A 12791-nucleotide genomic window follows, 5' to 3' on the forward strand; every position below is an offset into this window, starting at 1 on the left:
ACCGGGGTTGCTAACCTGCAGCAGTTTTCGGCGTTCGGGACGGTTGCTGTGTGCGCAGACATACCGCCTGCGAAACCACGAAGACAGGGGCGGACGAGGACGATGACTGTCAAAGGGAATGCTCACCTGCTGCGGGCCAAGTTCGCCATGGCCGCAGCCTTCTCCGGTCTCGCCGTCGTGCTCACCGCCTGCGGCGACGACGCCAACGTCGTCGCCAGCGGCAGCGCTCGCAGCAACACCAGTGCCGACGGCACGTACGTCGACAGCACCGAGGGACAGTACGGCGACGTCGCCTTCGTCCGCGGCAACAAGATTACTTACCTGTCGCTGCACGCGAACCGCAAGAACATGTGCGCGCTGCTCGACAGAACCTTTAAGGACATCGACAGTGGCGCGATCGTCTCGGACGCGAACTCCGACCGCGACCGGTACGAGGTCGAGTCGGCGGGCACGATCAGCGAGAGCAGGACGTCGGTGGTCTGGGACGACGGCAACGGGACCCGCACGGGCACGGGTGCCGGGACGGGGTCGGTCAAGATCGAGTCCGGCGTGATCACGCTCGCGCACGTCTTCGACGCGCATGCCGCCGCCGACGTGTTCGTCACCCGTGACAGCGAGCCGGGAAAAGCCGTGATCGCCACATTCTGCCGCTGAGACGCACGGCGACACCGAGCTCGAGGCGTTGGCCCGAACGAGCAAGCGTTCAATCCCGAGAGCGCGGCTCGATCGTTGTTGACGCGGCGCGCGGTGCTGGATACAGCGTCCGGTCATGCCTCGGGTTCTTCCTGGGTTCGCTCGGCTGCCCGCGGTGCAGCGGCCGGATCTCGCGACGGGCGTGGCGACGGCGCGATGTCGGGGGATGAGTGTGCGGCCGGGGATGCCGCCGGCCGCACCGGCCTGGCGGGCCGGTGCGGTGCCGGGGCCTTGGCGGAATCAGATGTCTGGGACGCCGCGCCCGGCTGGCGTTCCGGAGCCGGTGTTGCGCGGGGCCGGGCTTGCGCTGGACGCGGGGCGGCCGGGGCCGGTTCGGGTTGCAGGCCGAGCGGGCGCTTGTCCGCCAGGCCCGCCGGCCGGACGAGCCTCGAGCGATTGGGTGCGGCCGGCGCGGCGCTCGGAACGTCCTGCGGGTGCGGGCGCGCTGGGGCGGGCTTCGTTTGGCTGCCGGTCGAAGGCAGCGGCCGCTTGCCCGTTGTTCCTGCTCTGTCTGCGGCGGGTGCGGGGGAGCCGCCCCGCGCGCCGGCCGCGCCGGTCGGCTCGCTCGCGGTGCCGGAGCCGATGGTTGTCGCGCCGCTGGCGCCGACGACGAAGCGCGCGCTGCTCCGGGAAGCTGCGGGGACGGCATCTCCGGGGGGCGTGGTTCCGGGCAGACCGCCTGTTCCGAACCGGGTCTGGCTCGTGCCCTCCGCCGGTCGCGAACGGCCCCGGCGGCGGCCGGGTTGCCGGTCGGTGCCGGAGAGCGCACCCGCGCCGGTGGGTCCCTGCCCGCTCCCGGTTTCTCCCGTGCTCGCCGGGGATCCCGTGTCGTAGCCCAGATTCGTGAGACCGCCCCGGCTGGCCAGGTTCTGCGCGGTTTCCTGGTCCGAGTGCGCGTCGTGTCCTGCTCCGCTCGTGAGCTGCAGCCGGTCGCCGTCGGGACCGTTGCCGGCGGGCAGGGCCTTGGCATCGCCCGCGCCGCCGGGGCCGAGCGCGCCGCCCGAGCCGCCGCCATTCGGCCCGGGCCCGCCCGGGAGCGGCCCGACCAGGCCGGAACCGCCGCTGTTGTCTCCGGGCTCCAGCGCGAGCTGTCCCGTGCCCAGTGCTTTCCTGTCGCCGTTCGTTCCGCCGGCGTTCGTCGAGGCGGCCGTGCTGCCCGGTTTGCCTGCGGCCGGGGCCCGTGTTGTGCCGCTCGTCTTGTTGCCGAGGCCGGAGGCCAGTTTGTTGCCCAAGGCCATGCCCGCGCCGGCGCCCGCGCCCGCGGCCAGGGCGGGGATGAGGCCTCCCTTGCCCGGCCGCGGCGCGTTGTTCGTGTCGAGGAACTTGTCGACCAGCTTGGTGAACGCCTCGTCCATGGCCTGCAGTACGACCTTGCGCACGCGCAGGAGGCCGACGGTGACACCGATGACCAGTAATGACGAGATGAGCGACAGGATCACGACGACGATGCCGCCGAGCAATGCGCTGCCGAAGAGCCCGTCCGGAGACATGAGATGCGAGATCGGCCCCGAGAGGATGTCCGGCAGCGCGACCAGCAGCTGCGAGACGAACTGGTAGATGAACAGAGTCACCACTACTTCGAAGATCAGCGCTGCGGCGTAGACGATCACTTTGCTGATCGCGCCGAGAGAGCCGAGCGCGGCGAACGGGACGGCTGCGACCAGGCCGAAGATCCGCTTGACCGCGCCAGCCAGCATGCCGATGGCGTACCAGAATCCGAGGAGGGCGATCGAGCCGAGCACGGTCACTGAGCTCATCAAGTACATAAAACTCGCGGGCCCGGTGCCGACCTGCGACACGGCCATGTGGTTTTCCCGAGTGAACCCGCTGGTGGCGTTGTTCGAGCTGTACATGGTGAGCGAATCGGGGCCGAACCCGGTGTTGAGGTAGTTGTACATCGACAGGGCGGAGAGGTTGCACGGAGCCGGTGCGCCGTTGGTCCAGACAGTGGAGCCGCAGCCGCTCTTCGCGCCCGGCGTGGTGAAGGTCGTTTTGTCCGCGCCCGGACTGCTGGAGGCGAGGCCTTTGTCGCCGACGGCCAGCACCGGGTGCTCGGTCGGGGCGGCGTCGGCGTCCTCGCCGAACTCGTCGACGTCGCCGTAGCCGCCGTCGTCTCCGATGAACCAGGCTTTCTTGTCGTCCTTGTCGACGTCGAGCTTGGTGATGGAGCTTTTCACTCCCGACTCGAAGTCGGACGCGGCGACCTCGTTGCCGTTGATGTAGTTGCCGAGGATCCCGAACGTCGTGAACACCGCGTTGGCGTCGTCGGCGGCCGTTCGGTCCGCGCCGGCGGTGCCCTCGCGCCAGGCCGTCGGCGGGTCCGCGGGTTTGTTCCCGACGGAGATGTCGGCGTAGGTGCTGCCGTGCGACTGCTTGTTGATCGCGAGCGCGCTAGTCCGCACTGCCATCATCGCGTGCGCACTGGCCTGTCCGTTGTCCCAGGCGATCTCGGCGGTGTCGGGAACGCCGAGGCGGTCTTTCATCGCCCAGGCCTGGAAGTCCACATATGTCGAGAGCACCACACGGGTAGGCCCGGCGTGCTGGCCCAGCAACGAGGAATCGAACTTGTCGAGCACGCCGGTGTAGAGGGATCCGATCAGCGGCAGCCCGAGTCCGATGTAGACGATGCGGACGATGAGCTTCTTGACCGCCGAGCCCCGGTCCATCTTCTTGAAGAGGACCAGCCCGATCAACGTGAGCGCGAGGAACAGCGGGACCAGGACCTGCCACGCGATGCCGTCGAGCGTTCCGTACCAGCTGCTGATCCAGCCTTGCATGCCGGAGAGGGCGCCGCCTCCCTTGTGGCATGTCTCGGCACCGGCAGAGTCGGTGGAGCAGACCATGCCGTCGCCGAAGGTCTGGTTGATTCCGCTGACCGCCTGATAGAACCAGGAGAACGGGTTGATGAGCTTGAGCAATTGGACGATCAGGTCGAACAGCATGCTCACCGCCAGCGCCAGCGCGTAGAGCACCCAGACCAGGGAGCCGCTGATCATGGCGGCGATCCGGCCGCCAATGCCCGAGGACATCGTGTCCAGGCCGAGGTCCGCGTTCGTCGCGCCGAAACGGGCGTAGTCGAGCATGCCGGCGTAGACGTCGGTGTTCTGCCCGTTGTCGGTTGCCTTGAGCGTCCCGTACTCGACGGTCTGCGAGGAGCCCGAGATCTCGGCGAAGAGCCAGCCGATGATGTTGCCGAGGGAGAACTTGGGGTCGGCGTAGCCGAGCATGTCGCCGCCGGTGGCCGGGCTGCGGGTGATCTCGCGCCAGTCGTCGGTCATCCGGTCGTCCGGGTCGCTTTTGCCTTCGGGGGAGTTGGCTTCGCTGAAGTAGCTGGAGGCGTTCGACGCCAGCTGGTAGAGGGAGTAGTTGTCGCTCTGCTTCTTGTCGTCGGAGTCGTCGGCTGACGCCGGCGAGGCGAACACCGTGACGAGCAGCGGCCCGATCAGGCCTGCCAGGAGTGCGAGGAGCAGCAGCCGCCGTGCCCGGCCGCGGGTGTTCGCGACCACGGTGGCGCGCGCTCGCGGCCCGGCTGCCCCCGGCGCGGCGGCCGTGCCGCCTGCGGGTGCCGCCGGGTTCATCGTGTCACCGGTTTCCGCGGGCGCGGCCCGGTGTCCTGTGCGGAGTCGTCAGCGGCGCCTCTCGCCGGCGTCGTGCTGCCGGCGGCGCGGGGACCGTCGGTGCGGTCGGTGTCGGGCCGGGCGGTGCGGACGCCGGTGTCATTCGCGGCAGCGACAGGACTCGCCGTCATGATCGCGTTCATCCGCGCTGTCTCCTCGGCTTTCGCTGCGTCGAGCCGCACCTGCCTGCGCTGCGCTGCGCGGTGAGGGTTGATCCCGAGAGCGAGGTCGAGGTGGAAGACGACGTTGGACACGCCGCGACGCAGGTAAGTGAGGTTCTGGTCCTGGGTGGTGATCAGCTGCGCGAGGTCCGGCGGGATCCGCTGATGCAGCCGGCGCTGGTATTCCGCGACCGACCTGTCGCGCATCGGGCCGAACAGTGTGTAGTCCGCAGCGTCGAATGCGTTGAAATCCGCGTCCGCGAGCATCTTGTCGACGTCGTTGTAGCTGTAGACGACGCGGCCGCCGCGTTCGTGCATGTGCCCGAACTGGTCGCGCAGGTAGTCTTTGACACGGTCGTCGATCTGCTCGGCGCCGTGGACGACGACGGTGTCTCCCGGGCCCAGCGCGCCGACCGCGAAGCCGAGGGTGTTGACCAGTTGCGCCATCGCCACGCCTCGGCCGCGGCGCATCAGCCGGGAGAAGTCGTAGACGACCCGCCGGGAGTCGCGGACTCCGTCGATGCTTCGGGCGGTGTGGTTGTTGAACAGGTCGCCGTTGGTGCTCAGCATCGCCGCGGCGATGCCCTTGAGCACGTTGTAGGCCCGCAGTTGGTCGGGGTCGTTCTTGCGGGACACGAGCAGTTCCTTGTGGGCGGTCGCGAGATAGGACACGAACATCTGAAGCCGGGGGACCTGTTCGTGCGGGATGTTGACCACGCGCAGCCGGTGCCGTTGTTCCGGCGCGTTGTGCCGCCACATGCCCGCGTCGGTGTAGAACGCCGTCGCCGTCTCCTCGAGCGCGCTGCGCACGATCGAACCGACCGCGCCGTCCGAGGTCTGGTAGAGCTGCTCGAACATGAGCTTGAGCTTCTCCATCTGCGCGGAGAACACGGTGAGCTCGTCGGCTTCCTCGCCGAACATCTCGAAGGGGTTGACCTCGCCCGCGTTGAGGTCGACGCGCGAGGTGAGCCGGTCGAATGCCGGGCCGAGCGTGTCGAGGTCCGCTCCGTCGAGGACGAGGTGCACGACGTTGCCGTTGCCGAGCATGCAGGCCTGCGACAGTTTCGAGCACCACATGTTCGCCACGCGCTGGCGGCCGAGGTAGTCGCTGAGCGTCGCGTCGGCGATCACGACGTGATGGTCGTAGCGGTTGACGTCCATGAGCACCGCAGAGTTGTTCACGTCGCCGACCATGTAGCCGACGTACTCGCCGCTGCGGTCGCTGAGACCGTTGGTGACCAGCGAATAGGATCCTGCCAGTTCGGTCGAGGTGAAATGGAAGCCCTTGCCGCGTTTCTTGCCGTTCGGCTTCCACAGTCCGGTGAGTTCCTGGCGTTGTTCGCCTGCGTAGGCCGCGGCGGTCAGGGTGCCGAAGCGGTCGATGTAGAGGCGGGCGATGCGTTCGATCGAGTCGTCCAGCGTCGTCAGGTCCGGGGCCTTGAGGAAGAGCCGGTTGTGCACTGCGAGGTAGCTCGCGCCGTCCTGGATCTCGCCGATGGTGGTCTCGAGGTCGGACGAGCGCTTCGCGGCCCGGCGCCGGGACGAGGTCGTGCCCGCTTCTTCCTGTTCGGTCGCGTCGAGCCTGTCCAGCTTCTCGGATTGCTTGGTGTGCTGGTCGATCCACTTGGTGTCCATCCGGCTCACCTGCTCCAGAACCACCGCGGTGACCCGGTCGTCCAGGCCGTCGGGAATCCGGTCTATGCCCCAGAACGCGGCGAAGTTGTCGTGCGCGGCGTCGTCGTGGAAGAACGCGAGGATGCAGGCGACGGAACCGTCGACCTCGACGTAGTCGGAGCGGAACACGTACTTCTCTCGTGGCTTGAGCGCCAGCAGGTGCGGGTAGGACTCGAGGCTGCCCGCGAGCTTCTTCATGTCCAGGCGGCGTTGCAACCAGCTGCCTTTCCGTGCGCGCTTCGCGCCGGCACTGTGGTTGTCCGGCGTGGGTTCGGGGCGGGCGGCGTCGTCCGGAGCCGGAACGGATGCCGGGCCCGGCTCGTTGTCCGTCGGGACCGGTATCCCCAGCCGCGTCCGGACCTTCCCGATCATCGCCATGACGTCGTTCGTTCCCTTCTCGCACCGTGCGTCCGGTCGTCAGCGCAGCGATGCCGCGAACGACAGCGGTTCGTCGTCGACGCCCCGGTAGAACACCCGCAGCGTCGAGAGGGTGTCGTCGCGGTCGAGGACCGCGGCCTCTTTGATCATCAGAGCCGACCCCTCGACCTCGGCCTGCAGCACCAGGTGGCCGCGGCGCAGCGCGTCGGCGCTTTTGGCGCGCAGCAACAGGCGCTGGTGGATGCTGGTGAACTGTCCGCCGACGTGCTGGGTTAGGATGTCGTACTGCTCGTTCTGCAGCTCGATCAGATCCGGGTCGCGGGTGTCGAGGGCGCGGTTGCGGCGCTCGAGGTTCGCGACCTGGTGGTAGATCCGCTGCGGTTCCTTGGTGGTGATGAACGCCCACTCGCACGTTGTCCCGATTTTGCGCCAGAAAGCATCGACACGGTCGAGGATCGCGTTCCGGTCCTCGTCGAAGAGCAGGTAGCTCGCTGAGCCGACCACCAGGTAAAGCTGGCCTTCGCCGCCGTCGGCGAAGCGGATCCGTCCGTCGTCGTCGACGCTGGTGATGCCGACGATCGCGTGGAAATGCGACGGGTCCGACCTGCGTCGTGTCAGGACGGTGCGCGCTGTCGCCGGCGCGTAGGCCACGAGCGCGGGCAGGTTCGCGATCCGCAACTCCTTGGTGCGCGTGAGCCCGCCGAAATAGACGAGCGCGGCCAGGCCCCAGATCACGAACAGGACGACGAAGACCGGCGATGCGTCCGAGACGAACGTCGAGGTGCTCGTCCACAGCAGGACGAGCCCACCGCCGCCGAAGAACAACAGCTGTTTGACCGGCGAGGGTTTCGCCGCCCATCCGCCTTTGGCCAGGGTGATCTCGTGGTCCAGGAAGGATCTGCTGATGCTTGTCGGGACTTTGTAAGAGGTTTTCGCCATCGTCGTGTCACTGCCCGTCGCGGTTGTCGTGTCGTTCTGGTGCGCAGAGCGGCTGTTCGCCGGACCCCGCCGACGGCGGGGTGCATCCAGCCAGTGCGGAAGGGGCGTATCCCGATCGGGAGCAGACGCGCTACCGGCGCCGGCGGCGTTGCCTCGGCACCGACGGCGGGCCGGTGGGTTCCCGGTCGAACGACGGGACGATCTTCTTCCTCCCGCCCTCGTCCTTCCACGTCACTGCGGCGTCGAACTTCCGGCCGTGCTTCGAGGTGAAACCTGTGCCCTGAATGGTCTTGCCTGCTGCCAGGGCAGCCATCTGGTCATCGGTGAAGGTCACCTCGCACCAGCGCCGCGGCGGCGAGTCCAGCGCGCTGCCGAAGTCAGGCACGATCCGTTTGCCCCCGCCCGGAGTCTTCTCCGTGAAGAAGACTCTGCACTGGAACGCCTTGCCCTTGTCGCTGACGAAGTCGCCGGCCTCGACCGCGTCGCCGGCCATGAGCGCCCGGATCTCGGCGTCGGTGAAGACGTGTCCGTGCCACTGTTGCGGCGGCAGCGCGGCGCCGGTGGCGTCGCGGCGGCCGCCTCCTGCCTTCTGGAACCCGACGAACGTCCGTCCCTTGTGGGTGTTCTCCCCGAGTGCGCCGAATACCGGGTACGGGGCGGAGTCTTTCGCGAGGGCGGAAAATTCGATCGTCTCGCCCGCCAAGAGCGCGGCGATCTCCTCGTCGGTGAAGCGGTGGCCACCCCATTCGCGCGAGAACCGCACGGGCTCGCCGGTCTTCGCCCAGACGCCTTCGGCGCGCTCCTTCCGTGCGATGTCGTGCGCCTTCAAGCCCATAGCCGAGCGCATGGCGGCTGCGTTCTCCCGCATCGTGGCGATGTCCTCGCGCACCCAGCCGGCGACCGCCTCGAGGCACGCCTCGGCGGTGGTCTTGCCGGCGGCGATGTCGCGCATGTCGGCGTAGACCTTCTCTGTGAGACGGAGGTCGCCGATGCGCGTGCCCGGCAGCAGACGCCAGCTCATCTCGCCGGGCGGCGCGAGCAGCAGCGTGCGGCCTTTCTCCACGAGCAGAGGGTGCTTCGTCGTTGTCGATGTCACGTCCGAATATGTCGACGTACGGGTGGCGCCGGTGCCGACGTCGCGTTTCTCCAGTTGTTTCATCAGCCACCTCATCGAGGGGTGCTCGGGCCGCTTGTTGGAGCCTTCGAACACGAACGGCTCCGCGCGGGACCCGAGTCCCCGGGCCGATTCGTTCTCGTCGCGCGCGGCATCGGCGTCGCCGGCGTCGGGGTCGAAGACCTGCTTCCAGCCGGCGGTGAGCGGAACATTGGCCACGCCAACGAAATCCGGGTATTTCTCCACGCGCCCTTTCTGCTGCTCGTAGACGTAGTCCTCGGCGAACATCGCGAGGTAGTTTCTCGCCAGCGTCTCGTAGATCAGCCGTCCGGCCGTGCCGTACGTCTGCTCGACCTCGTCGAGCGAACCCGGTGCCTTCGGCCCCGGACGGTTCGCGCCGTGGGCGCCCGAGGGCCTCACATGCGTGGGCCGCGGCTGCCGGTGCGTCAGGAGCTTCGTGTCGACGCCGACGGCCCCTGCGATCCTGTCGACCAGGGGTGCGAGTTCGGCAAACTGCTCCGGCGTGACGGTCGTGTCTTCCGTGCGCGGGTAGCTCACGACCTGTGCCTCGTACATCGCCTGGTACGTGGAGAGGACGAGCTTCGCCTTGACGCCCTTGCCCGCCAGGATCGCCGACAGCGCCGCCAGATCGAGCAGCTTCGGGGGCGCGGTGCGTTTCGTCGCCGTGCTGTCGAGCGCGACGGGGGAGGAGCTGTACTCCCGGGGAACGTGCGCCGCGGCGTCGAACCGCGGCTCCCGCGGGTTCGTGTACATCACGTCGTTCTCGTCGCGGAAACGGTTCTGGAAGAACGGCTTCCTGGCGTAGTCGTTGTATGCCTTGAGCTGATCGCCGACCAGCGACACCATCGCCGACTTGAGGCGGCCCTGGCGCAGCACGACGTCCTGACCGGACTGCCGCGCGTAGGCTGTCGCGACGCGCGACCACTGCATGCTCAGGAAATCGAACTGCGTCCGGTACATCGCTTTGCGGTAGTCGCCCTCGTCCTGCATCGACCGCACCGGCCGCCGGGTCTCGAACGCCGCCCGCAGCGACGCGGGTGCTTCGTCGGTGAACTCCATGCGGCTGAATCGCTTGCCGCTGCCGAGGAAACCGAGCTCGGCGACGGCCTCCCAGAACAGGAGGTCGCCCTCTCCGGACGGATCGAGGTCCGTGGCGATGACGATCTCGTCGCCGCGGCCGAGCGCCCCGCGCAGGTCCTTGATGACGTCGGCGGCGTTCTTCTGAGGTTCGCGTCTCCACGAGAGATCGCCGGGATCCCACGGCAGGTTCGCCAGATCCCAGGTCTTGTACTTCCCGGCCAGCGAGGGGTCGACCATCCGGTCCGGCGGTGCGAACTCGTACAGATGGCCGCGCAGGTTCGTCACCTCGTAGGCGGTGCCCTGGTAGCTGCCCGTCCGGCCGCCGAGAGCGCCGGCCATGTTCCTGGCCGCGCTGGGCTTCTCCGCGACCACGATCGCCACCATGCCCGACTCCCTGTCTTCAGTTGTGCACCGCCGACCTCCAGGCTACCTACGACAACCAGTCAAGTCACTAGTCGAATAACCAATAGACAAGAGACAGATAAGAGAGTGAGTGACCGGTGCAGTGTCAGTTGCTGATGAGGGGAGCGTCGGCTGCAGGCTCCCGCCGGGCTAACGTCGATCGGCTGTGGCATCACGAGAGTCGCGGCCGATCGTCAGCTCCGGCCCGTCCGGCAAGGCATCGATCACCGCGCCCGCGAAGTCGTAGCACTGCTCCGGCCACCGAGCGCGCTCCCTCGTCGGCAAGGTGCTCGGAACGGAAGTACCGGGCGACGTGCGCTGTTCCCGGGTGGCGGCCGGTCGTGTCGATCAAGGGTTTCTCCTTGGTGTTTGCACTGAGTTCGCGAAATTCGGGTTTTTGCACGCGGGACCACCGGCGCGGTCTGGATGCCTTGCGGTTCTGGTGATTTCGACCCCCTGCCCCGGGCGCACCGCGGGGCGCGAAGCGCTCGAATGGCTCCTGATCTTGGGCGCGATCAAGCGGAGATCCTTTACAGGACCGGTTAAGCGGTCAACGACCCGGACAAGTACAGACCCCGAGGAGATCCCGATGGAGTTCGTGATGAACCTGCTGAACAGTGTGTGGACCGATTTCTTTATGCCTGTGGTGACGGCGGTTGGCGTCACCTGGCGGACGGTGACGTTTGGGTCATCGGTCGTGGGTTGGTCGTACGTCGTCGTTGCGGCGCTGGTTTCTGTGGTGGTGCTGGTGTGCGGGTCGCGCAGCAAGTAGCGCGGTTGGCGTCGGAGCCCCTGACCTGGCAGGTCTGGGGCTCCGTTAGGCAGGTGATGGTTCGTCGCCCGGTGTCGTTAAGTCCTCTGTCTGAGGTAGGCCGTCCTCTGGTGAAGTGAGGATGGTTGGTACAGGTACCAACCATGCCTGCGCCTGCTTGCTGTCGTTCGGTTCAGAGTCCAGTGCTTCGGCGGTCCATCCAAGCGGCCATGACGGAGGAGCAGGACGAGCCGTGCCGCGGAGAACTTGTCCGCGCCCTCGGACATACACCGCACAAGCGCATGCCGCCATAGCGAAGGCCGCCCCGGTGAAGTATGTGTTGATGGTGAAAGTCGCTTCGTTGAACTGAGTGTCACCGATGAAGTTCGCCTCATCGAACCGTGCGGTGCCAGCGAAGGTCGCCTTTGTGAACAGGGCGTCACGGGCGAAGGTTACCTTGTCAAATGAGGCGGTCCTGGTGAAGGTCACCTTGTCGAACTGGGCGTCACGGGTGAAGGTTGCCTCTTTGAACGAGGCGTAGCCGGTGAAGGTTGCCTTTTTGAACTCGGCGTCACAGACGAAGGTCGATCTCTTGAAGGAAGCGCCACCGGAGAAGTTCGCCCTGTCGAACCAGGCATCATCGGCGAAGGTCGCTTCATCGAACTGGACGCTGCCAGCGAAGTTCGTCTCGGCGAACCAGGCTGTTTCGCCGAAAGTCGCTTTCTTGAACTGGGCGCCATCGGTGAAGGTCGTCTCGTTGAACCACGCATTGGTGAAGGTCGCCTCATTGAACGAGGGCACACCGATGAAGGTTGCATTGAGGAACCAAGCAGAACTAGTAAAGGCCGCCGCAACGAACCTGGCGTCACAAGTGAAGGTCGTCTCGTCGAACCAGGCATCGGTGAAGGTCGCCTTTTGGAACCAAGCGTTACCAGCGAAGACCGCTTTAGTGAAAACCCCATAGCGGGCCTGGCAACCCGACAAGTTCAGGTTGATAAGTGTGGCACCAGTGAGGTCGAGGTCGATTTCCTTCCAGAAGGTCTTCACGGGGTGTTTCGGGTCGCTGCCCGGGTTGAGATGCTTGGAGAGAATGCTCTGGGCTGTGAGGCGGACTTCGCGCTCTTGCCGGGTGTGGTCGTCGAGTTCGGCGGCGGTCGGTGACGCGGACTGGTGCTCGCGCGCGGCGCGGTTTCGAGAGTCTTTTCTGTTCGGCGCGAGGGGGCGGCGGATGCCTGGGCGGTTTCGTGCGCGTGCCGTGCCGGGTAGTTGAAATGGTGCGCGTAGGTAGGCGCAGATCACGTTGACGACGACTTGGCGGTGCTCGGGGTTGTCTTGGGCGACGCGTTCGAGTGCGTAGAGGCCGCCGTGGCGGATGGCGGGTTTGTCGGAGCCGAGTTGTTCGACGGCTTTGACGTAGAGTTCGGTGAGGCGGCGTTCGGTGGCGTCGTGTTCGGTGGAGAATTGTCGTCGTCCGGTGAGTACGAGTGCGACAACGCCGCCGGTGCCGGCTCCGACGGAGAGTCCGACTTTGATGACGTCGAGCTTGTTCCGCATGACCGCGACAGCGTCCGGTGGCTGTGTGCTGGGCTCGACGTAGAGCAGTAGCAGGGTTACGGCGGCGGCTGCGATGAGCGTGACGGGGATGACGATGACGACGATCGCCCACCACCAGGTGCCTCCGCGGTCTCTCCACCGTCGCGCGAGCGCGGTTCTCGCCGCCGCGATCATTGCCTTTGGCTTCACGCCTTGTAGTCGGTCGAACGCCTGCTGAGCGCTACATCGTGAGCGTCATCAATCTTGCGCAAACATCGAACGTGTGTTCGATTGTTTGGCATGTCGTACAACTTGCCGGACAGTTCGGGCGGTTGTGACGACAGGTGATAGTTGGCATATCCCGGTGCTAGTTGGCATAGCGCCTAGCGGTGTGGGACTACGGCATCCCTCACCTGCGCTTGACCACG

The 12791-nt window shown here is 66.8% G+C and carries 7 protein-coding genes; 2 read left to right on the forward strand and 5 right to left on the reverse strand.

Going from position 1 to position 12791, the window contains the following annotated elements; all coding sequences use genetic code 11:
- The first annotated feature begins 102 nt into the window (after positions 1 to 102).
- Complete coding sequence (locus ACZ7OI_RS48900; RefSeq protein ID WP_470270958.1) at positions 103 to 654, forward strand: hypothetical protein; 552 nt, start codon at positions 103 to 105, stop codon at positions 652 to 654.
- A gap of 113 nt (positions 655 to 767) precedes the next feature.
- Here ACZ7OI_RS48900 and ACZ7OI_RS48905 read toward each other — a convergent pair whose 3' ends face one another.
- The 4 genes from ACZ7OI_RS48905 to ACZ7OI_RS48920 form a co-directional block, all read right to left on the reverse strand.
- A complete protein-coding gene (locus ACZ7OI_RS48905) occupies positions 768 to 4271 on the reverse strand; it encodes a hypothetical protein (RefSeq protein ID WP_470270959.1) in 3504 nt (1167 codons plus the stop codon).
- Positions 4268 to 6523, reverse strand: coding sequence for a hypothetical protein (locus tag ACZ7OI_RS48910; protein ID WP_470270960.1), 2256 nt, complete (start codon positions 6521 to 6523; stop codon positions 4268 to 4270). The genes ACZ7OI_RS48905 and ACZ7OI_RS48910 overlap by 4 nt, the downstream gene beginning before the upstream one ends.
- A 39-nt stretch (positions 6524 to 6562) precedes the next feature.
- A complete protein-coding gene (locus tag ACZ7OI_RS48915) occupies positions 6563 to 7462 on the reverse strand; it encodes a hypothetical protein (RefSeq protein WP_470270961.1) in 900 nt (299 codons plus the stop codon).
- A gap of 130 nt (positions 7463 to 7592) precedes the next feature.
- Entirely contained in the window at positions 7593 to 10061 is a 2469-nt protein-coding gene (locus ACZ7OI_RS48920) for a DNA topoisomerase (RefSeq protein WP_470270962.1), read from the reverse strand.
- A gap of 607 nt (positions 10062 to 10668) precedes the next feature.
- On the opposite strand from ACZ7OI_RS48920, the gene ACZ7OI_RS48925 reads away from it, so the two are divergent.
- Complete coding sequence (locus ACZ7OI_RS48925) at positions 10669 to 10851, forward strand: hypothetical protein (protein ID WP_470270963.1); 183 nt, start codon at positions 10669 to 10671, stop codon at positions 10849 to 10851.
- Between the two features lie 45 nt (positions 10852 to 10896).
- Here ACZ7OI_RS48925 and ACZ7OI_RS48930 read toward each other — a convergent pair whose 3' ends face one another.
- Entirely contained in the window at positions 10897 to 12573 is a 1677-nt protein-coding gene (locus tag ACZ7OI_RS48930; protein WP_470270964.1) for a pentapeptide repeat-containing protein, read from the reverse strand.
- Between the last annotated feature and the right edge of the window lie 218 nt (positions 12574 to 12791).

It is taken from the genome of Amycolatopsis sp. NPDC114503 (assembly GCF_055633655.1).

Coding starts and splice junctions, on each gene's coding strand:
- ACZ7OI_RS48900 (WP_470270958.1), top strand. CDS start 103: ATGACTGTCAAAGGGAATGCTCACCTGCTGCGGGCCAAGTTCGCCATG.
- ACZ7OI_RS48915 (WP_470270961.1), bottom strand. CDS start 7,462: ATGGCGAAAACCTCTTACAAAGTCCCGACAAGCATCAGCAGATCCTTC.
- ACZ7OI_RS48925 (WP_470270963.1), top strand. CDS start 10,669: ATGGAGTTCGTGATGAACCTGCTGAACAGTGTGTGGACCGATTTCTTT.
- ACZ7OI_RS48905 (WP_470270959.1), bottom strand. CDS start 4,271: ATGAACCCGGCGGCACCCGCAGGCGGCACGGCCGCCGCGCCGGGGGCA.
- ACZ7OI_RS48910 (WP_470270960.1), bottom strand. CDS start 6,523: ATGGCGATGATCGGGAAGGTCCGGACGCGGCTGGGGATACCGGTCCCG.
- ACZ7OI_RS48920 (WP_470270962.1), bottom strand. CDS start 10,061: ATGGTGGCGATCGTGGTCGCGGAGAAGCCCAGCGCGGCCAGGAACATG.